The 24,459-nt window shown below is 62.6% G+C and carries 23 protein-coding genes; 13 read left to right on the top strand and 10 right to left on the bottom strand.

Going from position 1 to position 24,459, the window contains the following annotated elements; translation table 11 throughout:
- The first annotated feature begins 181 nt into the window (after nt 1-181).
- The 4 genes from ATN37_RS13580 (at nt 182) to ATN37_RS13565 (ending at nt 5,899) form a co-directional block, all read left to right on the top strand.
- Nucleotides 182-3,469 (top strand): error-prone DNA polymerase, encoded by a 3,288-nt coding sequence (locus ATN37_RS13580; protein WP_218695243.1) that lies wholly within the window; start codon nt 182-184, stop codon nt 3,467-3,469.
- Nucleotides 3,470-3,702: 233 nt separating this feature from the next.
- A complete protein-coding gene (locus ATN37_RS13575) occupies nt 3,703-4,050 on the top strand; it encodes a hypothetical protein (RefSeq protein WP_007727425.1) in 348 nt (115 codons plus the stop codon).
- 14 nt (nt 4,051-4,064) lie between these two features.
- Complete coding sequence (locus ATN37_RS13570) at nt 4,065-4,835, top strand: glucose 1-dehydrogenase (RefSeq protein WP_030535097.1); 771 nt, start codon at nt 4,065-4,067, stop codon at nt 4,833-4,835.
- A 56-nt stretch (nt 4,836-4,891) separates the two neighbouring features.
- On the top strand, nt 4,892-5,899 hold the full coding sequence (locus ATN37_RS13565; protein ID WP_007727420.1) for an NAD(P)-dependent alcohol dehydrogenase: 1,008 nt from the start codon (nt 4,892-4,894) through the stop codon (nt 5,897-5,899).
- On the opposite strand, the gene ATN37_RS13560 is transcribed toward ATN37_RS13565, so the two are convergent.
- Nucleotides 5,886-6,776, bottom strand: coding sequence for an alpha/beta hydrolase (locus tag ATN37_RS13560; RefSeq protein WP_218695241.1), 891 nt, complete (start codon nt 6,774-6,776; stop codon nt 5,886-5,888). The genes ATN37_RS13565 and ATN37_RS13560 overlap by 14 nt on opposite strands.
- 33 nt (nt 6,777-6,809) lie before the next feature.
- Entirely contained in the window at nt 6,810-7,649 is an 840-nt protein-coding gene (locus ATN37_RS13555) for a CPBP family intramembrane glutamic endopeptidase (RefSeq protein ID WP_003941033.1), read from the bottom strand.
- Nucleotides 7,650-7,734: 85 nt separating this feature from the next.
- Between ATN37_RS13555 and ATN37_RS13550 the strand changes: the two genes are divergently transcribed.
- Nucleotides 7,735-8,043, top strand: coding sequence for a rhodanese-like domain-containing protein (locus ATN37_RS13550; protein WP_003940684.1), 309 nt, complete (start codon nt 7,735-7,737; stop codon nt 8,041-8,043).
- A gap of 47 nt (nt 8,044-8,090) precedes the next feature.
- Here the strand turns inward: ATN37_RS13550 and ATN37_RS13545 are convergent, their stop codons facing one another.
- Nucleotides 8,091-8,732, bottom strand: a complete 642-nt coding sequence (locus ATN37_RS13545) for a dihydrofolate reductase family protein (RefSeq protein WP_003940771.1) — start codon at nt 8,730-8,732, stop codon at nt 8,091-8,093.
- Nucleotides 8,733-8,806: 74 nt separating this feature from the next.
- Nucleotides 8,807-9,892 (bottom strand): TDT family transporter, encoded by a 1,086-nt coding sequence (locus ATN37_RS13540; RefSeq protein WP_042449826.1) that lies wholly within the window; start codon nt 9,890-9,892, stop codon nt 8,807-8,809.
- Nucleotides 9,893-9,983: 91 nt separating this feature from the next.
- Between ATN37_RS13540 and ATN37_RS13535 the strand changes: the two genes are divergently transcribed.
- A complete protein-coding gene (locus ATN37_RS13535) occupies nt 9,984-10,895 on the top strand; it encodes a LysR family transcriptional regulator (RefSeq protein ID WP_030535095.1) in 912 nt (303 codons plus the stop codon).
- Nucleotides 10,896-10,907: 12 nt separating this feature from the next.
- Here ATN37_RS13535 and ATN37_RS13530 read toward each other — a convergent pair whose 3' ends face one another.
- A complete protein-coding gene (locus ATN37_RS13530) occupies nt 10,908-11,588 on the bottom strand; it encodes a TetR/AcrR family transcriptional regulator (RefSeq protein WP_063316756.1) in 681 nt (226 codons plus the stop codon).
- A 74-nt stretch (nt 11,589-11,662) separates the two neighbouring features.
- Here ATN37_RS13530 and ATN37_RS13525 point away from each other — a divergent pair, with 74 nt between their 5' ends.
- The 3 genes from ATN37_RS13525 (at nt 11,663) to ATN37_RS13515 (ending at nt 18,005) form a co-directional block, all read left to right on the top strand.
- Nucleotides 11,663-12,799, top strand: a complete 1,137-nt coding sequence (locus ATN37_RS13525) for an NAD(P)/FAD-dependent oxidoreductase (protein ID WP_063316679.1) — start codon at nt 11,663-11,665, stop codon at nt 12,797-12,799.
- A gap of 7 nt (nt 12,800-12,806) precedes the next feature.
- Nucleotides 12,807-13,640, top strand: a complete 834-nt coding sequence (locus ATN37_RS13520) for a DUF3626 domain-containing protein (protein WP_030535092.1) — start codon at nt 12,807-12,809, stop codon at nt 13,638-13,640.
- Nucleotides 13,641-13,820: 180 nt separating this feature from the next.
- Nucleotides 13,821-18,005 (top strand): bifunctional nitrate reductase/sulfite reductase flavoprotein subunit alpha, encoded by a 4,185-nt coding sequence (locus ATN37_RS13515; RefSeq protein ID WP_218695239.1) that lies wholly within the window; start codon nt 13,821-13,823, stop codon nt 18,003-18,005.
- Between the two features lie 6 nt (nt 18,006-18,011).
- Here ATN37_RS13515 and ATN37_RS13510 read toward each other — a convergent pair whose 3' ends face one another.
- On the bottom strand, nt 18,012-18,476 hold the full coding sequence (locus ATN37_RS13510; RefSeq protein ID WP_007727408.1) for a tRNA (cytidine(34)-2'-O)-methyltransferase: 465 nt from the start codon (nt 18,474-18,476) through the stop codon (nt 18,012-18,014).
- Between the two features lie 137 nt (nt 18,477-18,613).
- Here ATN37_RS13510 and ATN37_RS13505 point away from each other — a divergent pair, with 137 nt between their 5' ends.
- Nucleotides 18,614-19,294 (top strand): excalibur calcium-binding domain-containing protein, encoded by a 681-nt coding sequence (locus tag ATN37_RS13505; protein ID WP_064688905.1) that lies wholly within the window; start codon nt 18,614-18,616, stop codon nt 19,292-19,294.
- 33 nt (nt 19,295-19,327) lie between these two features.
- Nucleotides 19,328-19,948 carry a pentapeptide repeat-containing protein gene (locus ATN37_RS13500; protein WP_003940770.1) on the top strand — a complete coding sequence of 207 codons (621 nt, stop codon included), beginning with the start codon at nt 19,328-19,330 and terminating at the stop codon, nt 19,946-19,948.
- 6 nt (nt 19,949-19,954) lie between these two features.
- Here the strand turns inward: ATN37_RS13500 and ATN37_RS13495 are convergent, their stop codons facing one another.
- Together ATN37_RS13495 and ATN37_RS13490 are read right to left on the bottom strand one after the other, a co-directional pair.
- Nucleotides 19,955-20,230 carry a DUF1905 domain-containing protein gene (locus ATN37_RS13495; protein ID WP_064074917.1) on the bottom strand — a complete coding sequence of 92 codons (276 nt, stop codon included), beginning with the start codon at nt 20,228-20,230 and terminating at the stop codon, nt 19,955-19,957.
- A gap of 32 nt (nt 20,231-20,262) precedes the next feature.
- Nucleotides 20,263-20,775 (bottom strand): GNAT family N-acetyltransferase, encoded by a 513-nt coding sequence (locus tag ATN37_RS13490; RefSeq protein WP_063836256.1) that lies wholly within the window; start codon nt 20,773-20,775, stop codon nt 20,263-20,265.
- Nucleotides 20,776-20,806: 31 nt separating this feature from the next.
- Between ATN37_RS13490 and ATN37_RS13485 the strand changes: the two genes are divergently transcribed.
- Together ATN37_RS13485 and ATN37_RS13480 are read left to right on the top strand one after the other, a co-directional pair.
- The gene (locus ATN37_RS13485) at nt 20,807-21,664 is read left to right on the top strand and encodes a bifunctional methylenetetrahydrofolate dehydrogenase/methenyltetrahydrofolate cyclohydrolase (RefSeq protein WP_007727401.1); all 858 of its coding nucleotides are present in this window, start codon (nt 20,807-20,809) and stop codon (nt 21,662-21,664) included.
- A 5-nt stretch (nt 21,665-21,669) separates the two neighbouring features.
- Nucleotides 21,670-21,954, top strand: a complete 285-nt coding sequence (locus ATN37_RS13480; protein ID WP_003940740.1) for a DUF3017 domain-containing protein — start codon at nt 21,670-21,672, stop codon at nt 21,952-21,954.
- Between the two features lie 5 nt (nt 21,955-21,959).
- Here the strand turns inward: ATN37_RS13480 and ATN37_RS13475 are convergent, their stop codons facing one another.
- Nucleotides 21,960-22,535: a hypothetical protein gene (locus tag ATN37_RS13475; RefSeq protein WP_217018650.1), complete on the bottom strand. Its 576-nt coding sequence runs from the start codon at nt 22,533-22,535 to the stop codon at nt 21,960-21,962.
- Nucleotides 22,535-24,364, bottom strand: coding sequence for a DEAD/DEAH box helicase (locus tag ATN37_RS13470; protein ID WP_308125211.1), 1,830 nt, complete (start codon nt 24,362-24,364; stop codon nt 22,535-22,537). The genes ATN37_RS13475 and ATN37_RS13470 overlap by 1 nt, the downstream gene beginning before the upstream one ends.
- Nucleotides 24,365-24,459 lie beyond the last annotated feature (95 nt).

Genomic DNA, 24,459 nt, shown 5'->3' with positions numbered 1-24,459 from the left:
GTACATCTGAATGTGACGAGACGGTGAGGGTTGAGATTCGCTCTGTTGACTGTGGGTGAGTGACCTGTCAGACTGAATCTGCATCGAACATCAGTTCGATGCATGTGGTGCGTCTTCCCTTTCGGCATCCTCGAGCAGTCGGTCGTCCCTGACGGCCGACTCGATCAGGTGCGAGGTCAGTGTGGGTTGGGGAAATGGGCCGCCGACGTGGTCCGAGATGGAACGGGTGCTTTCCGGACGACCCGGCCGTGTGGAACACGAGGATTTGTTTCCGGGCGATGGAAGCGACAGCCCCGCCTGGTCAAGAAAGCGCGGCGAGTACCACGCGGGCGAGCTCACCCGTGGTGCCGGTGTAGTTCCTTACGCAGAACTGCACGCTCACTCGGCCTTCAGTTTCCTCGACGGTGCATCACCGCCGGAAGAGCTGGTCGAGGAAGCAGTGCGTCTCGGGCTCGAAGCTATCGCCGTCACCGATCACGACGGCTTCTACGGCGTGGTGAGGTTTGCGGAAGCCGCACGTGAATGGGGAATGCGCACCGTGTTCGGGGCCGAGTTGTCTCTGGATTCGGTACCCAGAACCGGCACGGCAGATCCCGGTGGAACGCACCTCCTGGTACTTGCCCGTGGGCAGGAAGGGTATCGCCGGCTCTCGCGGGAGATCGCCGCCGCGCATCTGGCGGGCGGCGAGAAGGGCAAACTGCAGTACGACTACGACGTGCTGACCGAAGCGGCCGGTGGCCACTGGCAGATCCTGACCGGGTGCCGGAAAGGTCATGTGCGGCAAGCCTTGACGTCGGGTGGTCGCGACGCGGCGACGGAGGCTTTGCAGGATCTGGTCGAGCGTTTCGGGGCGGAGCGAGTGTCGGTGGAACTCACTCATCATGGGTTGGCGGAGGACGACGAGCGCAATGCCGTTCTGGCCGAATTGGCGAGAGAGCATGGACTACGTACGGTGGCGACCACCGCCGCGCACTTCGCCGCTCCTCCGCGTCGACGCCTCGCCATGGCAATGGCGGCTGTGCGGTCGCGTCAAAGCTTGGACGAGGCAGCAGGATGGTTGGCCCCTACCGGCGGAGCGCACCTGCGGTCCGGCGCGGAGATGGCGGCACTGTTCTCGCTCTATCCCGAGGCTGTCAGTGGTGCCGCCGATCTTGGTCGTGAGTGCGCTTTCGATCTCAAGCTCATCGCGCCCAAATTGCCACCTTTCGACGTGCCAGCCGGGCATACCGAGGCGTCGTGGTTGCGTGAGCTCACCATGGTGGGGGCGCTGGAACGCTACGGACCGCCGGAAGGTGCACCGAAGGCATACAAACAGCTCGAACATGAACTTGCCATCATCGAGGGATTGAACTTTCCCGGATATTTCCTGGTGGTGCATGACATCGTGTCGTTCTGCAAGAACAACGACATCCTCTGTCAGGGAAGAGGTTCCGCTGCGAACTCGGCGGTGTGTTACGCGATCGGCATCACCAATGTCGATCCGGTTCGCAACAAATTGTTGTTCGAGAGGTTTCTTGCGCCCGAACGTGACGGCCCGCCCGACATCGACGTGGACATCGAGTCCGACCGCCGGGAAGAGGCGATCCAGCACGTGTACGCGAAGTACGGGCGTACGTATGCCGCGCAGGTCGCCAATGTCATCACCTATCGAGGAAAATCATCAGTGCGGGACATGGCTCGGGCGCTGGGCTTTTCGCAGGGCCAGCAAGATGCGTGGAGTAAGCAGGTCGGCCGGTGGGGTGGTATCGACAAGAACGCGGATACCGATATTCCGCGTCCGGTACTCGAACTGGCGGCGCAGATCGAAGGCTATCCGCGGCACCTGGGCATCCACTCAGGCGGCATGGTCATCTGTGATCGTCCCATCGCCGACGTCTGCCCGGTGGAGTGGGCGCGGATGGCCAATCGTAGTGTCCTGCAGTGGGACAAGGACGACTGTGCTGCCGCTGGGCTGGTCAAATTCGATCTGCTCGGTCTCGGCATGCTTTCTGCTTTGCACTACATGATGGATCTGGTGGCCGAACACAAAGGCATCACAGTCGATCTGGCGCAACTCGATCTGTCGGAAACGGCGGTGTACGAGATGCTGCAGCGGGCAGATTCGGTGGGGGTGTTCCAAGTGGAATCACGTGCGCAGATGGCGACACTGCCGCGTCTGAAGCCTCGAAACTTCTACGACCTGGTAGTCGAGGTCGCGCTCATCCGTCCGGGGCCGATTCAAGGCGGATCAGTGCATCCGTACATTCGTCGGCGCAACAAACTCGAACCTGTGTCCTACGACCATCCGTCGCTCGAGAAGGCACTCGAACGCACGTTGGGGGTTCCGCTGTTCCAGGAACAGTTGATGCAGATGGCCGTCGACGTTGCGGGCTTCACGCCGTCCGAGGCCGATCAATTGCGTCGGGCAATGGGATCGAAACGCTCCACCGAGAAGATGGAACAACTGCGCGCGAGGTTCTATCAGGGCATGCGAGACCTACACGGCATCGGTGACGAGGTTGCCGACCGGATCTACGAAAAGCTGTATGCATTCGCTAATTTCGGTTTCCCGGAAAGCCATTCACAGAGTTTTGCCGCGCTGGTCTTCTACTCCTCGTGGTTCAAACTTCATCATCCCGCTGCGTTCTGCGCCGGACTTCTGCGCGCGCAGCCCATGGGTTTCTACTCGCCGCAGTCCTTGGTTGCCGATGCGCGCCGGCACGGAGTGCAGGTACACGGTGCAGACATCAATGTCAGCCTCGCGCATGCCACCGTCGAGGCAGGTGGATTCGAGGTTCGGCTGGGGCTGGGGGAAGTGCGCACCATCGGCGATGCACTCGCCGAGAAAATTGTCGAACAGCGCGACCTCGGTGGACCGTTCACGTCGTTTCTCGATCTGACGGGGCGGGTGGAACTGACTACCGCACAAGCTGAATCGCTGGCGACCGCCGGTGCGCTAGCCAGCTTCGGTATCTCGCGTAGAGAAGCGCTGTGGGCAGCGGGCGCTGCGGCGGGGGAGCGCCCCGACCGCTTGCCCGGTATCGGTGCGTCGGTCACAGCTCCCACCTTGCCCGGCATGAGCGACGTCGAATTGGCGGCGGCGGATGTCTGGGCGACAGGAGTATCTCCCGACACGTACCCGACACAATTCCTCCGCCCACAGCTCGACGCGCTCGGCGTGGTGCCGGCGTCGAGACTTCTCGACATCCCGGACGGTGACCGTGTGCTGGTGGGGGGAGCAGTCACACACCGGCAGCGTCCGGCCACAGCTGCGGGCGTCACGTTCATCAACCTCGAGGACGAAACCGGCATGGTCAACGTCGTGTGTTCGGTGGGGTTGTGGGCAAAGTACCGAAAATTGGCAAATACGGCGCCGGCGTTGCTTATTCGAGGGAAGGTGCAGAATGCAGAAGGCGCTGTCACCGTCGTGGCAGACCGGATGCAGCTGATGGATCTGCGAGTCACGGCCAAATCGCGAGACTTCCGTTAACGCCTGATTCTGGCCACCGTGTTAGTGCCGAGAGACAGTTTTGTGCCGAGAGGACAAATGTGGAGCTCAACTCTGACCTCCGAGCATATGGTGCGGGTCACATTTGCTCCCTAGGGTTGTCGCTTGAGCGCGATCGATCACCACACGCAGCCGCGGTCAGTTGCCTTGCGCGTGAATATCGTCGCCTTCCAAACGCGCTGAACCAAAAGCACTTCGAGTCGAAGAGGAACTTCATGAGCACAGCGATTCTCGTCGCACACGTACACCCCGCCGATCCGTCTTCGGAGGATGCGTTCAACCGTTGGTACGACGACGTGCATATTCCGCAGGTCGTCGAACGAGTGCCCGGAGTTGTCTCCGCCTCCAGATTCTTCCTGGCGGATGTGCAGTTGCTGCCCGAGGATGCATTGCCCGCGCGCCGCTACCTGAGCATCTATCAACTCGACACGGAAGATCTCGCGGGCACCGCTCAGGCGTTGGGAAGTGCTTTGGGCGACGGAACTCTCGACATGTCCGAGGCCATCGCGACCACCGGCGACACCGGACCCGAATTGCTTTTCTACGTCCCGACCGAGAATTGAAGGGGAACGCTGACATGTCCGATCTTCTCGCGAACAAAGTTGCAATTGTCACCGGCGCAGGTGCCGGAATCGGCGCCGCCATTGCCCGGGCGTTCGGGGCGGAGGGCGCGAGGGTCGTGGTCTCCGACATCAACGGTGGCGGAGCACAGGCAGTGGCGGACTCGATCGACGGAGCTATCGCTGTCACAACTGATGTCACCGACGAACAGCAGGTCAAGGATCTCGTCGCCAGAGCGGTCGAAGAGTTCGGCGGACTGAACGTCGTAGTACCCAACGCCGGTATCGCCACCACGACCCCGCTGATCGAGACCTCGTTCGAGGACTGGCGGAAAGTGATGTCGGTCAACCTCGATGGAGTGTTCTTGACAGTGCGTCATTCGCTGCCCGCTCTCGTCGCATCCGGTGGCGGTTCGATCGTGAACATCTCGTCGATCTCGTCGACCACCGGCTCGCCTTTGATCGGCAGCTATGCCGCAGCCAAAGCAGCAGTTCGCAATCTCACCGAAACCCTGTCAGCCGAACTTCGCTTCCACGGAATCCGCGCGAATGCATTGCTGCCCGGATTCATCGATACCGACCTGGTCAAGAGTCACCAGCAGGATTTCGAGAATGCCCTCGGCCTCGAGTCCGGGGGATTCGACGACTTGATGGTCACGAAGCAGACGCGCTACGGCCGGACCGAGGAAGTTGCCGCCGCCGCAGTGTTCTTTGCGAGCGACCAGTCGTCGTGGTGCAACGGCAGCAGCCTGGTTCTCGACGGAGGGTTCACCGCTTCTCTCCTCTGAGCAGCAGAACCCTTTCCGAACGTCACCCGATCACCATTCGTGCGAGGATCCACACCATGACCAACCGCGCCGTGTACGTACTCCCGCCTGGAGGATTGAACAACCTCGAATCGAGGACGATCGAGACCCCGGGCCCGGGTGCGGGTGAGGTGACGATCGCGATCCACGCGAATTCGCTCAACCACCATGACTACCTCGTGGCGACCGGAGAGATAGCAACCGACGGTCCGCGGATCCTGTTGTCCGATGCTGCCGGGGAGGTCGTTGCGGTCGGAGACGGCGTAACGCAGTTCAGCGTCGGAGATCGCGTGATGAGCACCTATTTGCCGCATTGGCGGAGCGGCACACCGGATTTCGACGGATTCGGAAATTCGCCGGGTGACGGTGTCGACGGGTTCGCCCGCGACACCGTCACCGTGCCGGTATCTGCTGTGACAGTGATGCCGCGAAACTACACCTACGAGGAAGCCGCTACCTTGCCCACCGCAGGTTTGTCAGCGTGGCGCGCACTATTTGCCGGAGTCCCGATCATCCCAGGGTCGTCGGTGTTGATCCCTGGGACCAGCACGGTGGCGCTGTTTGCTGTCCAGCTGGCCAAAGCTGTTGGAGCTCAGGTGATCGCAACGTCGTCGGCCCCCGACAAGATGGCACGATTGGTCGAGCTCGGTGCCGATCACGTGGTCAACTACCGTGAGCGCCCGGACTGGGGTTCGGAAGCGATGCGGCTCAGCGGCGGGATCGACCTCGTCCTCGACGTCGGCGGGCCGTCCACCCTCGGCCAATCTCTGGCGGCAGTCCGACCAGGCGGGCGAATCTGCGCGCTTGGCATCATGAACGGCCCCTCGTCGTCGATCGACCTGACTTCGCTACTGACCAAACAGGTCACCATCGAAGGTGTTCTGGTGGGCAGTCGTGCACATCAGGAGGAGATGGTCGCCGGGCTGGAGAGCCTGGCGCTTCGTCCCGTCATAGATTCTTCCTACAGCCTCGACCGCCTCGCTGACGCTTTCGAGCAGCAGAAATCCGGGCAGGCCTACGGCAAGATCGTCATCACAAACCCTTGATCGCTTGCCGGTCCCAACGGGGATCGGTGAGGATTTCCGCCGAGTCGCCGACAAATGCACGTGCGGCAGTCTGGTCGCCGCTGAGGGTGAATCTCAGCCATGCGGTGAGGTAGCCCCGGAATCCTTCGCCATCTGCGGCCCAATTGTGGCCGACGCCAAGCAGTCTGCCGCGGACCGCCGGTCCGGCGGTTTTGTCGAAGTACTCAGCTTGCGGATCGGCGGTGGAGACCGGGTCGTCGGCGCCGGTCATGAAGAACGTCGGTCCGGTCAACTGGGTCACGTCGATCACGTCGACAGGTCGCGAGGCCCACCACGGGTCCGGCAAATCGAGCACCGCTGTGGAGGTGATCAGATTCGCCGACTGAGTTGCAGCGTTGATCGCGCCGCCTGCCCCCTGGGAGTGGCCGACCGAGGCAATGTTTTCGGTGTCTATCCTCTGGTGAAAAATGCTGTCAGCGTTGGTGTTCTGATCGACGACGTACTGGGCGGCACCCAGAATCTCGGTACCGTCGCCGGTCACGCTGCTGTCGGCCACCACCACGACAAAACCCCAAGAAGCGAGATGTTGCAGGAGCGCTTCGTACTCCTCGTAAGTCGCGTAGCTGCCGTTGCCGAAGGTGATGACGGGATGCCGATTGCCATCAGACGACAAGTCGGCTGGGTAGAACAGTTGGTACCCGGGAACTGAATCGGCAGCCACTTCATGCACACCCTTGGATGCATACAGATCGCTGATCGATTCCGACGCGATGGATTCGGTGGTCGCGACTTCGGGAGTTGTCGGAACCCCCGCGGTGGCATGAGTGACGGCACCGGAGAGTGCCAGCACACACGATGCAGTCACGACGGCGAACGAGTACTTGGTTCGAGAAGGCATGGGCACAAGTATGTCTTGTACGGTCGCGGTCGGTCAGGCCGAGACGGGTGTGTGCCGTTCTTCGCCGATTCGATCTCGGATGAGGAAGACGGCGATCACCCCGAAGACGACCAAGAGGACCGTCAGTAGAGAGGTGATGGCGGCGGCGCCGCTCACTTCCGTGGTCACCGAAGTGTCCAGCCCGCCGGTCGAGAGAATTGTGGTGGGGTCGGTGAGGCCGTGTAACACGATTGCGGCCCAGATCGTGCCCGTCACACGCATTGTCAGGTACATGCACATACCGAAACCGAAGGTGTAGACCACGGTGACAAGGACGGTCGACGGCTTCATCCCGGCGATCAGGTTGACCGTGTGCATGAGTGCAAACACCAGTGAAGACACGACGGCGACAAAGCGCTCGCGGTGGCCGGCGTCGCGCAGCATCTTCACTGCCAGGCCACGGGTGGCCAATTCCTCGGTCAGGCCGACGCACGCACCGAGCACCAGCAGGGCGATTACCTCGCCGGTGGTCCAGGCGCTCCAATCGGTTCCCGCCAGATGCGCAACAATGGCGGCGACCACGATGATCGGACCGATCCACATCCAACCGCGCCCACGAATGGGTTGTGGGCCGAAGACGCCGCGCAGCCAGCCGACCTTTGTCGTGAAAACCAGCAGGGCGATCCCGCCGATCGCGATGGGCAATGCGACGCCGAGGAGGATGCTGGAGGCGCTTGCCACGACATTGTCCGTATCGATCTGGTCTGCAAAAACCCGGGAGGTAACCTGCCCGACAGCAAGATAGAACGCCAGGTAGACGACTATCAGCAGGAGCACTTTCCATACGGTGGGGCGACTCCAAAAACCGGACTTTTCGGGAACCGTATTGGTCATTGTCAGATCGTAAAGGGAGCTGCACGAAAACGCGCGGGTACCGTCTATTCGGACAGCAGCGAACACGAAGGCAGGCGCAGAAGAAATGTTGGAAGTCGATTTGAATGCACTGGACACGGCTTTGGCAGCGGGTGAGCCGTTGATCGACGTCCGTGAGGCCGACGAGTTCGCTCAGGTCCGAGTTCCCGGTGCGACGCTCATTCCGCTCAGTGAATTCGTCTCTCGCGTGGGTGAAATTCCGGACGCGGAAACGGTGTACATCATCTGCGCCGTCGGTGGTCGGAGCTTGCAAGCCGCTGAGTATCTGCAGGCTCGCGGCATCAATGCCGTTTCGGTGGCCGGTGGAACGATGGCGTGGTACCAGTCGGGGCGCCAGGTCGAGACCGGCGAATAGTGCGTAACTGTTGGGGCAGCTCCCGTTTACGGAGCTGCCCCAACACGTCACTTCCGCCAGAACAGGTGGTGCGTCACGCCGCTCGGGCTCGGCACAACGTCGAGGTTGAAGCGGTCGAGTAACTCGTCAGGTGTCTCCCACAGTCGTAGACCGGATCCGAATTCGATCGGGGAGACAGCGATGTGCATCGTGTCGACCAGATCGGCGTCGAGGAATTCACGGATAGTGCTGACTCCGCCGCCGAGTCGAACGTCCTTGCCCTGCGCTGCCTCACGTGCCTGCGCGAGGGCCGTCGCGGGGTCGGCGTCGACGAAGTGGAATGTCGTGTCCGATAGCGTGAACGACGGCCGCACGTGGTGGGTCAAGACAAAAACCGGGGTGTGGAACGGTGGCTCGTCGCCCCACCAGCCCTGCCACTCGAGATTCTCCCAAGGGCCGCGGTACGGTGAGAATTTGTTGCGGCCCATGATTTCGGCGCCGATGTTGTTGGAGAAGTCCCGCGTGAAATAGTCGTCGAGGCCTCGGCTGCCGCCGGGATCGGTGCGATTGGGCCAGCTGGCCGTAGCTCCTGCCCACGCAAACATTTCACCGTGGTCCAGGCCGAACGGGCTCTCGAAGCTCTGGTCCGGACCGCAGGCTATTCCGTCACTCGAAACGCCGAAATTCTGCACTCGCAATAACTGACTCACCGTGTACTCCTGCTCTCGACAATGGTCTACGTGAGTACAGACCGTACGGCGAGCCAAAACTCATCGGTGCGAATTCATGCAGCCGCCGGTAGAACTCCACTGCGGATCGACCGGACGGTCCTGACCGCGACGGTTGCCCAGATGGGGATCAGTACGGTCAGCAGGGCAAGTGCGATTCCCAGGATCAGGGTGGAACCGGTGGCGACTCCGAAGGCATTCGCTCCGACGGCACATGCTCCGATGGGGAAGGTGAAGCTCCACCAGCCGAGCGAGAAGTCCAAGCCGCGGCGCAGTGCGTGGATGGTGACGACGGTGACGGTGACAAACGCGATCACGCCGATGATTCCGACGACGGTTCCGTAGGCGATCCCGAATTCGTGCAGGGTGTCGGCATGCTCGGGGCTGAGTGCATGCCGTGAGGCGGCGGCCAACAGGTTGGATGCCGCGATCGACTGTCCGATCACGCCCAACGGAATCCACAGTGAGGGAATGGCATTGAACGGGATCACGTCGACGCCGGCCGAACGGTTGCGTGCGAACTGCCTGGCGACGGCTACCAGAATGCCGATGGCGGCGGTCAGCGCCAGAGCGAACAGGATGTAGCAGAAAACCAGTACCGCGATGCGTGGAGCGCCTTCGGGCATGTGGGTGCTGACCGCTGCGCCGGTGGTGGCCGAGACCATCGGAGGTACGACGGGCATGAGCCAGAACGGCATTGCCGTCGCCATCCCGGCATCTCGAACGAGTCGAATCATCATCACGACGTAGGTGACCAGGCCGAGTGCCGTGCCGAGTGTCCACAGTGTCAGCGACACGGTGATCGCCACGTCGTGGCCGAGGAAGTCCGGGCCGGTGATGCCGGTTGCGGATCCCACGGTCAGCAGTGCCATTGCGACGGCGCCGTAGAAGGGGAACATCGCGGGGCTGTGCAGGTAGGCGAGGGCCTGACATCGATGTTGTGACCAATGGGTGGCAAATGCTCCGATCAAGGCGCACAGTACGAGAACCGCCAGAACCCAGAAGATCTCGGAGACCAGTTTCAAGCCCTCGATCTCCGGTTCGAGCGAAGCGGCGGCCACCGACACGATTCCCGTTCCCATCGCTGCCGCGAACCAGTTCGGAGTGATGTGGGCGAAGGTGGAACTCGTTGTGGTGGTCATGTATTTCACTGTCGTCTCATCCGGTCCGTACCGGTAGACCGGTTGTTCTTGAATGCCCACAAACTCGCCTTGTGGGTCTAATCTTGGGACTATGTCGTTGTCTCCTCGGGTGCCGGAACTCAGTGCCCTCGACGTCCTCCTTTCCGTGGGGCGTCTGGGCAGCATGGGTGCTGCCGGCCGGGAGCACGGACTCAGTCAGCAGGCGGTCAGCGCCCGGGTGCGTTCGGTCGAACGCCAACTCGGAATCAAGGTGTTCGATCGAGCGGCGACCGGTGTTCGTCCCACCGCCGAGGGCGGTCTGATTCTCGAGTGGGCAAGTCACATCCTCGTCAGTGCCGAGGAAATGGCATCGGGAGTTGCCGCACTTCGCGGTGAACGTGATGCTGCCGTCACGGTTGCCGCCAGCATGACCATCGCCGAGTATCTGGTTCCCGGATGGACGGTCGCGATGCGGCACAAGTTCCCCAACGTCGTGGCGTCGGTGAGCTTGCACAATTCCTCGGACGTCTCTGCTCAAGTTCAGGCCGGCCAGGCCGATATCGGATTTGTCGAAGGGCCGGATGTGCCGTCGGCGCTCGCGTCGTGCGAAGTAGCGCGTGATCACCTCGTCGTGGTTGTGCCGCCGGGACACGACTGGGCGAATGGTGTGCCCGTTCCGGTCGAGGAACTCGCACGCACACCGCTGATTCAGCGAGAATCAGGGTCCGGTACGCGCCTGACGCTCGAGAATGCTGTTCCCGATTGTGTGCCGCCGCTGCTCGAGCTCACCTCGTGTACCGCTGTCAAGGCTGCGGTGGTGGCAGGCAACGCCCCGGCTGTTCTGTCGTCGCTGGCAGTTGCCGCCGACCTGACGGACGGCCGACTGGTCGCGGTCAACGTCGACGGCTTGCGGATGCCGCGTCGACTCCAAGCCGTCTGGGATCCCGATCGCGGATTGCGCGGTGCGGCAAGAGATTTCCTCGATATAGCGCTCGGATCCAACACCGCTGTTCATTCACGCTGACGGCTACGGCCGCTATCGGACGGTGTCGATCCCCGCGAGGATGAGGTTGATGCCTGCCAGAAACTGTTCTCGGTCGTCGTGGTCGCGCAACTGCGCCGTCACCTGATTGAGGAACGGGTACTTCGCAGAGTCGAGTTCTTCCCATCGCGTGGCGACGCCCGCGAGGAAAGCGGACCGATCTGTCTCACGGGGGAGCAGACGGGCGCCCGCGGCGTACTGTCCGGCGAGACCGAGCACGTAGTTCAGGAGCGCGGACGCGCAGTCGAACTGTGCCGATTCGGGAACGCCGAGCGCCTGGAGTTGCTCGCCGAGACTTTCGAAGATCTGCATCACCGCTGATTGCCACGGTTCACGTGAGAGTTGGGTGCCGACCCAGGGGTGGGCGTCGATCGCGTCGAACACGCCGAGGGTGATGGTCCGGATCGCCTCCCGTGGGGCTGCGCCTTCGGTTGCACCGGTTGTCACGCGGGCGATGACGTCGTCGGTCGCCGCGGCGAGCAGTTCGCTCTTGTTGGCAACGTGCCAGTAAATCGCCCCGCTACCTGTTGCCAGGCGTGCGGAGAGTGCGCGAAATGTCAGCGCGGCTTCGCCCTCGTCGTCGAGGATCTCGATCGCAGCCTCGACGATTCGCTCCTTCGAGAGCGCATCCGTACGTCGTTCGGTCCGCTGATTCCTGGTCGCCATGCGAACCATCTTGACATATCTGGAACGCCGTTCCAAGATGTCATTGGAACGACGTTCCAATCGAAGCCTGAAAGGAAACAAACATGAGCAACTCGATAACGATCATCGGGGCGGGCCTCGGCGGTCTGACCCTCGCGCGTGTCCTTCACGTTCATGGAATTCGGTCGAAGATCTACGAGGCGGAACTGTCGGCAGAAGCTCGCACGCAGGGCGGTCAACTCGACATCCACGAACACAACGGTCAGGCCGCGCTCGACGCTGCCGGCCTAACCGACGAGTTCCGCGCGATCATCCACGCGGGCGGCGCCGCGTCGCGCGTACTCGATCAACACGCCGCCGTGCTCCTCGACGAACCCGACGACGGCACGGGAGCACGTCCCGAGGTGCTGCGCGGCGACCTCCGTCGAATCCTGATTGATTCCCTTCCGGACTACACGATCGAATGGGGACGCAAAGTCGACACTGTGCGCTCGCTCGGAGATGATCGCCACGAGTTGACCTTCGTCGACGGTTCGACAGTGACCACCGACTTTCTCGTCGGTGCAGACGGTGCCTGGTCGAAGGTCCGGCCGCTGCTCTCCGATGCGAAGCCGGAATACGTCGGCACCACGTTCGTCGAGACCTACCTCTACGACGTCGACGAGAAGCATTCGGCTGCAGCCGAAGCCGTCGGGGACGGGGCGATGTACGCGCCCGCACCAGGAAATGCGATCGCCGCGCATCGAGAGGCGGGAGACATCGTGCACACCTACGTTCAGCTGAACCGTCCGGCGGAGTGGTTTGCCGGTATCGATTTCACCGACGCCGCCGCTGCGACAGCGCGGGTCGCGGCCGAGTTCGACGGTTGGGCACCGGAACTCACGGCGCTGATCACCGATGGCGAAACCGCTCCGATTCCGCGCGCGATCCATGCACTTCCCGACGAGCACCGATGGGATCGCGTGCCTGGGGTGACGCTCCTCGGTGACGCGGCGCACCTGATGTCCCCGTCCGGTGAGGGTGCGAACTTGGCGATGTTCGACGGCGCCGAACTGGGAAAGGCGATCGCCACGCACCCCGACGACATCGAAGGGGCACTCGCCGAGTACGAAGAAGCGATGTTCGTGCGCAGCGCATCCGAGGCCGCGGACTCGCACGTGATCCTTGATCTCTGCCTCGGTGAAGGCACACCGTATTCACTGGTCGATTTCTTCACCGGCGCTGCTTCCATATCCGGATAATGGGCGAATGCCTGTTGATTCCACTCCTTGGTCTGCCGCGATTGCGCACGTGAGCGGTCTCTCGAAGGGCGGCCCGTTGGATCGAAATCACCGGGTGACGTTGCACTTTCATCCGGACCTCCCGTCTGAACGTGGTCTGACATTGGCCTCGATCGCACGTCAAGGCACCTATGTGACCCAGTTCGAGACTCGAACGAGCAACGGCGGACTGACGGCGCATCACGGCGGCGATCGTTGGCGTTGGGAGAGTCGGATATTCGGCGGAGCTTACGACGAGCGAGAGCCCTCGGAACGGCCGAAGTACGGATCGTTGAACTTCTCCGCCGATCCCTACGGGGCATCCCCTCGGTTCGGCTCGTCCTACTTCCGGCTTGCCGAGCACACGCTCGACCGCACCACTTTCTGCTTTCCCGACAGCGTCTTCGAGCCTGATCTATTCGGAACGGCCGAAGCGATGAGCTTGGTCGACGCCGCACGGGCTGCCGAGCTCGACGATCCGCTCGACCACTACATCGAGGCGCACGTCCACGGCGCCGTCGACATCGGGACGGACGTCGAGGCGCTCGTTCTGGATCCGAGTTACCGGGGCACACGGATCGAAGAGATCGCCCACTCGCTCACGTGCCCGGTGCTGTGGCACGAGGGATACGCGGTCGATGTCGACGAGATAGCCGAACATCCCGAATACCGGGGAGCGGCCGTGATCGACCTTGCCCGAGAAATTGCGCACGGCAGGCGGCTGACGCCTGCCGTCCTGGGGCTCGCACGGGGTGCATCCTTCGATCCGCAGGACGTCAAGAAGGTTTGGCACTACATCGCTCGATTCGGCGGCAGAGCGTAGAACTGGGCATTCGCGTACAGCTGCACGTCGACGACCGCTGGTCCCGGGACCGCACATCGGTCCGAAGGTCGCGGTGAGGAAAGAGTGATTGATACGCAACATCGGGCATGAACTCCCGAAACAACTGCATCCGAAGATAGAAGTCGACCTTGATCCTCGGTCGAAGGGATGCATGAATCGATGGGCGCTCAACTCACCACCACCAGTGTCGACACACTCTGCGCGTACTGCGGGGTCGGCTGTGGTCTTGTCCTCGACATCATCACCGATCCGGAGACGGGACGTCGGAAGGCTGCGAAGTCTTCCGGTCTGAAGACACATCCCACCAACTTCGGGCGTCTGTGCACCAAAGGCACCACGACCGCAGACATGCTCGCAGGCCCGGGGCGCATGGAATCTGCATATCGCCGTCCGCGCCGAGGTGATGCGATCGAAGCGGCGGACATGGCCGCAGTCATCACTGACACCGCCCAGCGCCTGCGGGCAATCATCGACGAGCACGGTCCCGACGCGTTTGCGTTGTACGTGTCCGGGCAGATGTCACTCGAAGCTCAGTACCTGTCGAACAAACTGGCCAAGGGCTTCATCGGGACCAATCAGATCGAATCGAATTCCCGTTTGTGCATGGCAAGTGCCGGCACCGGATACAAGCAATCGCTCGGGGCCGACGGACCGCCCGGTTCCTATCAGGACTTCGAACATGCCGACGTGTTCTTCGTGACCGGCGCGAACATGGCGGACTGCCATCCGATCCTCTTCCTCCGAATGCAGGAGCGGGTCAAGGCAGGCGCGAAGCTGATCGTCGTCGATCCTCGACGCACCGCCACCGCCGACAAGGCGAACTTGTTCCTGCAGATCGCTCCCGGCACCGATCTCGCGCTACTCAACGGACTACTCCACCTGCTCGTCGTAAACGGCCACACAGATCCGGACTTCATCGCCGACTTCACCGAAGGCTGGGAGGTCATGCCCAGTTTCCTCGCGGAGTACACGCCTGCGAAGGTCAGCGAGATCACCGGTATCTCCGAAGCCGACATCCACACGGCAGCGCAGTGGATCGGTGAGGCCGTCAACTGGATGAGCTGTTGGACAATGGGTTTGAACCAGAGCACCCACGGCACGTGGAACACCAACGCCATCTGCAACCTTCACCTTGCGACCGGTGCGATCTGCAAGCCCGGCAGCGGTCCGTTCTCGTTGACCGGTCAGCCGAACGCCATGGGTGGGCGTGAAATGGGCTACATGGGGCCAGGTTTGCCAGGTCAGCGCGCCGTGATGGTCGACGCCGATCGCGACTTCGTCGAGGACCGATGGGGGATCCCGCAGGGCTCGCTGCGCACCGACATCGGCGGTGGCACCATCGACATGTTCTCCCGAATGGCGGCGGGTGACATCAAAGCGTGCTGGATCATCTGCACCAATCCCGTTGCGACGGTAGCCAACCGCAAGACCGTCATCGACGGCTTGGAGAAGGCCGACCTCGTCATCACCCAGGATGCTTTCCTGGGCACCGAGACCAACGAATACGCCGATGTTCTGCTGCCTGCTTCGCTGTGGACAGAGTCCGACGGAGTGATGATCAATTCCGAACGCAACCTGACGCTCTTTCAGCAGGCACTGGATCCGGTTGGGCAGGCGCTGCCTGATTGGCAGATCATCGCCCGGATCGCCTGCGAGATGGGGTACGCCGAAGCGTTCACCTACACCTGTGCCGAAGAGGTGTTCGAAGAGATCAAGCAGTTCTGGAATCCGAAGACCGGCTACGACTTACGCGGCGTCACCTACGAGCGCCTCCGCAAGACATCGATCCAGTGGCCATGCCCGCCAGACAGTGATCAGGACCGTCATCCCATCCGATACGTCAATGACGGTGTCAGTCAAAGACTCCTGATCCGCGAGGACGGCAGCACTCCGAGGCTCGCATTTCCCACCGCCACTGGCCGTGCGATGTTCTTCGCACGGCCGCACATGCTTCCCGCCGAAATGCCCGACGACGACTACCCCTTCCTGCTCAACACCGGTCGTCTCGCGCACCAGTGGCACACCATGACCAAGACCGGCAAGGTGGCCAAGTTGAACAAGCTCAACCCAGGTCCCTTCGTCGAGATCCATCCCGACGACGCCGCCAGGCTCGGCATCGTCGACCAGGATGCGATCGAGGTTGCCTCACGCCGCGGTCGCGCTGTGCTTCCGGCTGTTGTCACCGACCGAGTGCGTCCGGGGAACTGCTTTGCCCCATTTCACTGGAACGACGCCTTCGGTGAATATCTGTCCATCAACGCCGTCACCAACGACGCCATCGACCCTGCCTCGCAGCAACCGGAGTTCAAAGCCTGCGCTGTCACTATGACGAAGGTCGTCGTGAACACACCTGAAACAGTGCTCGCCGAGGCGGCGCTGGTGGCTCCCGCGCCAGCTGATCGGGCTTTGTCGCGAACCGATGTCCTCGCAGATGTCCTCGGTCAAACAGGAACACCTGCAGTGGTATTCGATGCGCTCCAGCAGAGCTACCTGGCCGGCCTTCTCGCTGCGTTGCGTGCGGACGCCGATCGCACTGCCGGGGTACCTACCTTGCCGTCGACGGCACCCTTCGATGCCGAAAAGCGGATGTGGGTCGACGGTGTTCTGGCCGGCCTGTACTCGCGGATCTCACTTCCTGACACCGACGGGCCTGCGTTGTCATCGAGTCCGAGTATTGGATCCGAGCGCGCGCCGATCGTGGTGCTCTGGGCATCCCAGACCGGAAACGCGGAAGAATTCGCTGCTGAGTGCGCCACTCGTCTCGGGGGAATCGGCCTGCCCGTGGTGATGCACGCGATGGACGAGTTTCCCGCCGCCGACCTGGCAGCTACCAGAGAGGTCCTGCTGATCACCAGTACCTCCGGTGACGGCGAATCTCCGGACAACGGCAGCGGTTTCTGGGATGCGTTGTCTGCTGACACGGCGCCCCGCATGTCCGAGACACGTTATGCAGTAATCGCTTTCGGCGACTCGAACTATGCCGACTTCTGTGGACACGGACGAAAGCTCGACGCCCGCCTTGCTGAACTGGGGGCCAGTCGTATCGTCGATCGCGCCGACTGCGAGCCCGATTTCGAGGACACCGCTGCTGGATGGCTGGAGGCGGTCACGGCTGAGCTTCGGAGCTCGGTGGCCGGCGAGACGACCGACGTTCTCGTTGCAAAGAAGAATTCTGGGACAACCGTTGCAGCCGAGCCGATTTCACCGGCGATGTCGCCGCCGCTGCGATACAACAAGAAGGCGCCACTGACCACAGCCTTGACGCGCAATGTCGTGCTCAACCGTCCGGGTTCTTCCAAAGACGTGCGGCAGTTGGGCTTTCACCTTCCAGGTGACACGGTCAGTTACGAAGCCGGCGACGCTCTCGGAGTCTGGCCCCGAAACAGCTCTCCGTTTGTCGACGAGTGGCTCACCCTTACTGGCCTCGACGGTGACGAGACCGTCGAACTGGGGCAGTACGGGGAAATGACGCTGCGTACCGCGCTCACCGAGCGCCTGGAGATCACTCGAATCTCGACCGACATGATTCGATTCGTGCATCAACGAACCCGCGATTCGGACCTGGCCGAGTTGTTGAAGCCGGAGAATGTCTCCACGTTCAAAGACTGGTCGTGGGGACGACAGTCCGTCGACATTCTCGCGCAGTCGCCCGTTCGTGCCTCGACAGACGAATGGCTCTCGCTGCTCAAACCGATTCAGCCGCGGCTGTATTCGATATCTTCCAGTCCGAAGGAGAACCCACGCGAAGTGCAGTTGACGGTGTCCGCGGTGCGATACAACGTTGCGGGTGTCCCACGGCGTGGAGTGTGCTCGACTTACCTCGCCGACCACGCTCACGATGACGACATCGGTATCTACGTGCAGAAGTCGACCCACTTCCGGCCACCTTCCGATCCCGAGACCCCGATGATCATGGTCGGTCCGGGGACCGGCATTGCACCGTTCCGTGCCTTCCTGCATGAGCGGCGGGCATTGGGGCACACGGGCCCGAACTGGCTGTTCTTCGGAGAACAACACGCCGCGACCGACTTCTACTACCGCGAAGAAATCGAAGAATTGCGGAAAGACGGATTCCTCACCGAACTCGACCTCGCGTTTTCCCGGGATCAAGCCGACAAGGTCTATGTGCAGGACCGGATGCGTGAGCGGGGTGCGCTGCTGTGGGAGTGGTTGCAGAAGGGAGCGCACTTCTACGTCTGCGGCGATGCCAACCGGATGGCCAAGGACGTCGACAGTGCCCTCAACGGGGTGGTCGCTCAGCACGGAAAACTGGCACCTCGCAGTGCCGAGGCGTACGTGAAGGCTCTTTCGGCGGAGAAGCGCTATGTCCGGGACGTCTACTGACGTCGATCAGACAGCGCCCTTGAACCCGTGCTGACGCCAGGCCTCGTACGTCACGAGGGCGGCAGCGTTGGACAGGTTGAGGGACCGGCGTCCGGGCAGCATCGGGATACGCAGGCGCTCGGTGACGTGTTCATCCGCCAATACTTCTTCGGACAGTCCGGTGGGTTCGGGCCCGAACAGCAGGACGTCGCCGGGTTGGTAGGCGATATCGGCATACGACGTGGTCGCGTGCGCGGTGAAGGCGAATACGCGAGCGGGGGTGACGGCTTCCCAGGCAGCGGTCAGGTTTTCGTGGACCGTGACAGTCGCCAGGTCGTGGTAGTCCAAGCCTGCGCGCTTGAGCTTCGGCTCCGACAAGTCGAACCCGAGAGGGCCGACCAGGTGGAGTTCGCAACCGGTGCCCGCGACCATGCGGATCGCGTTTCCGGTGTTGGGTGGGATGCGGGGCTCGTGGAACATCACTCGGAACACTCGAGGAACTGTACCGGGCGACGTATCGGTGCCCACGTCCGTGAGAAGACCCGGTCGGGAAGTGTGGGCGAATTGGTAACAAACCGGCCAGTCCGTGCGAATCTATTTCCGGCACTCTTCGCAGAACGGACATTTTGATGAACCCTCCCGCCGGTTGGAACCCCGACCCCTTCGACCCCACGATCGACCGTTACTGGGACGGTCAGCAGTGGACCGCGCAGACACGGCCCAAGGGCGTCGACGCACCCACTCAGGCTTTCGGCACTCCCACGCAGGTCTTCGGCGCACCCGGATCGGCGGTGCCGGTCACTAGCGCCGAGGAAGGCAAGACGCGGCGTAAGTGGCCGTGGATCGCCGGCGCGGCAGTCGTGGGGCTGGTTGCCATCGCCGCGGCGACGGGAGCGGGCAAGTCGGAAGAATCGACGACGCCTGCTGCGACCTCTTCGACGACAGCTGCAGCGACGACAACCAAAAGCACGGTCCCGTCGACGACGAAGACCACGACTTCGTCCCTCTTGCCGACGACGACAACGATCGTGCCGCCACCGACGACAACCACCGTGGCAATAGTGCCGCTGGTTCCGCAGGTCCCGGAGACCACGACTACGCCGTATGTTCCGCCCGCTCCGGCGTACACACCGCCGAAGACAACGGAACCGGCGTACGTTCCGCCGCCGGCCAAGGTGCCCGACGCGGGGGTGTATTACGCCAACTGTGCAGCCGTGCGAGCGGCCGGTGCTGCCCCGATCTACCGCGGCGATCCCGGCTATTCGTCCAAGCTTGATCGTGACGGTGACGGCGTGGCCTGCGAGACCTAGGCGATCGAACCGGTGTCGGTGCGGCGGGGCAGTATGGACGGCATGCTCCCCGAAGAATCCGACGATGTCGTCGGCGAAGACTATTCAGACGCGCGGCTGGCCGGGCAGAAGTGGCGTCAGCGCACTTTCACCAACTGCAATTTCCGAGACGCCGACCTCACCGGACTCACGACGGAGTCGGTGGTGTTCACGGATTGTGATTTCACCGGCACCGATCTGGGGGAGTCCGTGCACACGGGAACTGCGTTCCGCTCGTGCAATTTTGCCCGGACCAGCCTGTGGCACAGCACGTTCCGAAACTGCAGTCTGCTCGGGTCGACGTTCGACGGTTGCCGCATCCGGCCGTTGACGCTCGACGAAGTCGACTTCTCGTTGACCTCACTCGGCGGGGCGGACCTGAGAAAGATCGACTTCACCTCATGCCGCTTCCGTGAAGCGAACCTGGTTCGGGCCGACATGCGGGGCGCGGTGCTGGCGTCGGCGGATCTGTCCGGTGCTCGTACGGGTGGACTCAAACTCGAAGGTGCAGACCTGCGCGGTGCACGGATCGATCCGAGCCTGTGGACGTCCGCGTCCGTCGGAAACGCGCAGATCGAGTTGATGCAGGCGGTGGCGTACGCGTCGGCGCACGGTCTTGTCGTCGACATGAAGTAGCAGCGCCTAGCTCTCCAAGCGCTCCTCGAGGCGCACCGTCACCAGCTCGCCGGTCTCCTTGCCGATGGCTTTGCGAAGATCGGCTTTGACCGGCAGCTTGTGGTTACCGTCTCCCAACGCCATGAACGAACTCTGGAACGGATGTCCGTCGATCGTCCCGCGTACCTTGACCAGGCCGCGGGTGCCGAAGAACTCGGCGGACTCCGGCCAGATCACATAAGTCCACCCGCCCTTGGCGTCGCTCTTCTGCAGGGAGGCCGTGAATTCCTTGTCCAGCAACATGATGTCGGTCCTTTCGAACTCGTCCCAGTCGATCAGCGGATGAATTCCCGTGCGAGCAGATCCATCAGCAGCCCGTCCTTCCACACACCATGGCGATCTCGCGAATACTCGCGCATCACCCCGACGTCTTTGAACCCCACCGATCGGTAGCACGCGATGGCGACGGAGTTGTCGACTTCCGGGTCGATGACCAGACGGTGGAATGCGAGGTCGTCGATCAGGTGGGCACACAGCACGCGAATCGATTCGCGACCGAACCCTCGGCCGTGGAAGTCGGGATCGAGGAACAAGTCGAGCCCGGCGTGGCGGAAGTCGGGGTTGTCCTCCGCCTCATACCACTGGATGAAGCCGATCAGGTGGTCGCCGTGGAAGATGCTGTAGCGCGTGGTGCCAGCCTCCGGCGCTGCAGGCCAGTCGTCGTCGGGATTTTGCCACCAGTGCACGACGTCCGGGTGCAGGTGAATTGCTCGCAGACGGGCGTGATGATCGGGCGCGACGGGGGAGAGGAGCACCCTCGGGCCGCGTAGTTCCGGAGCCGTTGTCACTCATCGACCCTAACCTGGAACAATGGTCGCCGTGACTGCAACGATCCTCGACGGCAAAGCTACCCGCGACGAAATCTTCGAAGACCTGAAGGTGCGGGTGAGCGCTCTGAAGGCAGAGGGCATCACACCCGGCTTGGGCACCATCCTGGTGGGCGACGACCCCGGATCCGCGGCTTACGTGCGCGGCAAGCACAACGACTGCGCCAAGGTCGGTATCAATTCTTTGCGACGCGACCTGCCTGCCGACATCACGCAGGAGCAGCTCAATGCGACGATCGACGAGCTCAATGCCAATCCCGAGTGCACCGGCTACATCGTGCAGTTGCCGCTTCCCAAGCACCTTGACGAGAACGCAGCCCTCGAGCGCATCGACCCCGACAAGGACGCCGACGGCTTGCACCCGGTCAACCTCGGTCGACTGGTGTTGGGCAAGGAAGCCCCGCTGCCGTGCACCCCGCGCGGAATCCTGCATCTCCTGCGCCGCTACGAGGTCCCTATTGCAGGCGCACACGTGGTGGTAGTCGGACGAGGCGTCACAGTCGGTCGCCCGATCGGATTGCTGCTGACGCGTCGTAGCGAGAACGCGACGGTCACGCTCTGCCACACCGGTACCCGCGATCTCGCGGCCGAGGTTCGCCGCGCCGACATCATCGTCGCTGCCGCCGGCGTTCCCGGCCTCATCACCGCAGACATGGTCAAGCCCGGGGCAGCGGTCCTCGACGTCGGCGTCAGTCGCACCGACGACGGCCTGCGCGGCGACGTCGCAGCCGACGTCAACGAGGTCGCCGGCTTCGTCTCACCCAACCCCGGTGGTGTCGGACCGCTGACCCGCGCGTTCCTGATCACCAACGTGGTCGAGCGCGCCGAGCGGGTTCTGGCCGGAGTCTGAGTCCGATGTCCTCACTGGTCGGCCTCGCGAAGAAGAATCTGCCCATGCTCGCGGTCCTCGCCGTGATCGCGGCGGCCGTGGTTCTCGTGCTGGCCGACCGGTGGCGCCGCGGCGCCCTCGTCTTCGGTGTTGCCGTCATCATCGGAGCTGCCGCTCGGTGGTTCGTTCCCGAGAACCGTGTGGGGTTGCTCGCGGTGCGTGGAAGGGTCTTCGACACTGCGGCGATGGGCGTTATGGGTGTGCTGATCGCGACGCTCGCCCTGACCATCGATCCGCTCGGTACCGACTGAGAAGATCAGTCCCCGTAGAACGAGCGAATATCGATATCACTCAAAGGGATCCACTCCGGTGAATGTGCGGATGTCGACTTCTTTCCAGCCTTGACCGTTGCACTCCGTAACGTCACCGCAAGTGCAGGTTCCTCGTCGATTCGCCCGGCGAGGGCGTAGATCGCGGCGAGATGGTGAACGCACGGCGAGCGTCTACCTGAGCAGTCGCAGCTGGCAGTGCACTCCGAAAGATCAACGGCTACTGCGATATTTCGAGCCTGCAGTTCGGTGACGATGCTGTCCGGCAGTTCGCCGGTGGAGACGGATCTGTTCGCCTTTCCAGCCGAACGGAGAAGGCTCTTCACTGCAGCGATCTCGGATTTGGTCCAGAGCGGGACACCAATCCTCACTGACGAAGTTTTTGCCTTGGTGCTCACCTCGGCGACGACGGTCCCCGACGAGACGACGGTGAACTCCACGGAACCGTTGCGTGCCAGGGTGCGAGCCGTCGGCAGGGACGGGTTCGGACCGGACGCCGCGGTCCGCTCCACCGTGCGCAGCCACGCTCGACCCCAAGCGGTGACGCCGAATTCGTTGGCCATCAGATGATCACCGCGCCGTCGAGTTCGAGAAGTTCACGCAGTTCGGTGTCGGGGAGATCGGCCAGCGCGGCCTCGACGTTCCCGGAGACAGCATCGGCCACAGCTCGTTTGGACTCGTGCATCGCTGCTATGTGATCCTCCACGGTACCGCCCGTCACCAAGGTGTGGACGTTGACGGTGCGTTTCTGGCCGATGCGGTGTGCCCGGTCGGTTGCTTGATCCTCGACGGCTGGGTTCCACCACCGGTCGTAGTGCACGACATGACTTGCGCGCGTGAGGTTGAGGCCGAAGCCGGCGGCGCGCAAGCTCAGAATCAGAACCGGTGGTGAATCCGTCTCGTTCTGGAACGCGTCGACCATCGCGTCTCGTTTGTCGGTGTTCAGGCCGCCGTGGAGGAAAGGCACGGCGCCGATTCCCAGTTCGGCTCCCAGGTGTCGCGAGAGCATCTCGCCCATCGTCCGGTACTGCGTGAATATCAGCGCGCGATCGCCGTCGTCGACGATCTCGGCGATCATTTCCGTTGCGCGGTCGAGCTTTCCGGATCTTCCGTAGAGGTCGTCCGTATCGCCGGTGACCTGCGCCGGGTGATTGCATACCTGCTTGAGAGTGGTCAGAAGCGCAAGGATGTTGCCACGCCGGGCAATTCCCGTGCCCAATCCGGAGTCGAACGCATCGGCAACTGCCGACCGGTAGATGCGCGCCTGTTCCGACGTCAGAGTGCACGAGACCGTGGAGAACTGCTTGGGCGGAAGATCCTTTGCCACTGTGTCTTTGGTTCTGCGCAGAATGAAGGGATCGATGACCGCGGCAAGCCTGGTCGCCGCGGTGGCCGATCGACCGGATTCGATCGGTACGGCAAAGCGTTGACGAAACCGTGCGCGAGTTCCGAGGACGTCGGGATTGGCGACGCGAAAGAGCGACCACAATTCTTCGAGACGGTTCTCCACCGGCGTGCCGGTCATCGCTACCTTGACGTCCGCCGACAACTGCATTGCTGCTTTCGCGGCGAGGGAAGCGGGGTTCTTGATCTGTTGCGCCTCGTCGAAGACCACTGAACTCCAATGGACCGGGGCCAATTGGGCTGCGTCGGAACGCAAGACGCTGTAGCTGGTCAGAACCGTAGTGCCGGCGGGGATACGAGTGGGAAGTGCACGGGCGGCCCCGTGATGAACGTGCAGTGGCAGATGCGGAGCGAATCGCTCGATCTCGCGGCGCCAGTTTCCTATCACCGAGGTGGGACACACAACCAGATGCGGACCGTCGCCGGCGCGGATCGCGATCATCGAAATCGCTTGCAGTGTCTTACCCAAACCCATCTCATCGGCCAAGATCCCACCGCCCGAACCCGACAGAGCCGTCAGCCAGGCAACTCCCTGCATTTGATACGGGCGCAGAGTCGCCTGAATCTTTGCTCGGCGAAGACTCTCGATGGCTGCGCGCGCTTCCGTGAACAACCGCACCGTGGACGCGGCGCTTCGGATCTTCGTGTCGTCGCGCTCGATAGCGGCATGCGCTGCGGTCGGAATGTCATGTGCGCCGGTGTCGATGACGCGCTTCCACGCGAGCAGCGACGATCCGAGGTCGCCGCGACCAGCATCGAGGTTGTGGAACGCGTCGATCGCGGTGGTGAGGTCGAGCAGTTGCGCTCCGACGTCGGTTGCTGTGATCGACTCGTCGACCGGGATCGCAAGCCTGCACACGCCCGGCGACCCGGTCGGCATCCCCAGTGCCGACAGCCGCGTTGCCGGGTCTGCGTCACCCCAGAACGCGAAGGACATGTGCTCGGGAATGTACGTAGCCTGCAGGCGCGTCGAGCATGGCTGATTCACGTTCGCCGATGCTAGCCGCGCCGGCTCACGTTCGCCAATGAGAATGTCGGGAAAACCCGCAGATCAGCTGTGGTTTTCCCGACATTGACGAATCC

Source organism: Rhodococcus sp. MH15 (assembly GCF_019266045.1).
In the GTDB taxonomy this organism is placed as follows: Bacteria; Actinomycetota; Actinomycetes; order Mycobacteriales; family Mycobacteriaceae; genus Rhodococcus_F; species Rhodococcus_F qingshengii.
The sequence above is the reverse complement of the archived record's forward strand: the minus strand, read 5'-3'. Positions and strand labels throughout refer to the sequence as shown.

Excerpts from the sequence above, each read along its gene's own strand:
- ATN37_RS13505 (WP_064688905.1), top strand. The coding sequence starts at position 18,614 with ATGAACCCTCCCGCCGGTTGGAACCCCGACCCCTTCGACCCCACGATC.
- ATN37_RS13555 (WP_003941033.1), bottom strand. The coding sequence starts at position 7,649 with ATGACCAATACGGTTCCCGAAAAGTCCGGTTTTTGGAGTCGCCCCACC.
- ATN37_RS13520 (WP_030535092.1), top strand. The coding sequence starts at position 12,807 with ATGCCTGTTGATTCCACTCCTTGGTCTGCCGCGATTGCGCACGTGAGC.
- ATN37_RS13480 (WP_003940740.1), top strand. The coding sequence starts at position 21,670 with ATGTCCTCACTGGTCGGCCTCGCGAAGAAGAATCTGCCCATGCTCGCG.
- ATN37_RS13575 (WP_007727425.1), top strand. The coding sequence starts at position 3,703 with ATGAGCACAGCGATTCTCGTCGCACACGTACACCCCGCCGATCCGTCT.
- ATN37_RS13515 (WP_218695239.1), top strand. The coding sequence starts at position 13,821 with ATGGGCGCTCAACTCACCACCACCAGTGTCGACACACTCTGCGCGTAC.
- ATN37_RS13540 (WP_042449826.1), bottom strand. The coding sequence starts at position 9,892 with ATGACCACCACAACGAGTTCCACCTTCGCCCACATCACTCCGAACTGG.
- ATN37_RS13560 (WP_218695241.1), bottom strand. The coding sequence starts at position 6,776 with ATGCCTTCTCGAACCAAGTACTCGTTCGCCGTCGTGACTGCATCGTGT.
- ATN37_RS13535 (WP_030535095.1), top strand. The coding sequence starts at position 9,984 with ATGTCGTTGTCTCCTCGGGTGCCGGAACTCAGTGCCCTCGACGTCCTC.
- ATN37_RS13525 (WP_063316679.1), top strand. The coding sequence starts at position 11,663 with ATGAGCAACTCGATAACGATCATCGGGGCGGGCCTCGGCGGTCTGACC.
- ATN37_RS13565 (WP_007727420.1), top strand. The coding sequence starts at position 4,892 with ATGACCAACCGCGCCGTGTACGTACTCCCGCCTGGAGGATTGAACAAC.
- ATN37_RS13495 (WP_064074917.1), bottom strand. The coding sequence starts at position 20,230 with ATGTTGCTGGACAAGGAATTCACGGCCTCCCTGCAGAAGAGCGACGCC.
- ATN37_RS13530 (WP_063316756.1), bottom strand. The coding sequence starts at position 11,588 with ATGGTTCGCATGGCGACCAGGAATCAGCGGACCGAACGACGTACGGAT.
- ATN37_RS13550 (WP_003940684.1), top strand. The coding sequence starts at position 7,735 with ATGTTGGAAGTCGATTTGAATGCACTGGACACGGCTTTGGCAGCGGGT.
- ATN37_RS13500 (WP_003940770.1), top strand. The coding sequence starts at position 19,328 with ATGGACGGCATGCTCCCCGAAGAATCCGACGATGTCGTCGGCGAAGAC.
- ATN37_RS13475 (WP_217018650.1), bottom strand. The coding sequence starts at position 22,535 with ATGGCCAACGAATTCGGCGTCACCGCTTGGGGTCGAGCGTGGCTGCGC.
- ATN37_RS13570 (WP_030535097.1), top strand. The coding sequence starts at position 4,065 with ATGTCCGATCTTCTCGCGAACAAAGTTGCAATTGTCACCGGCGCAGGT.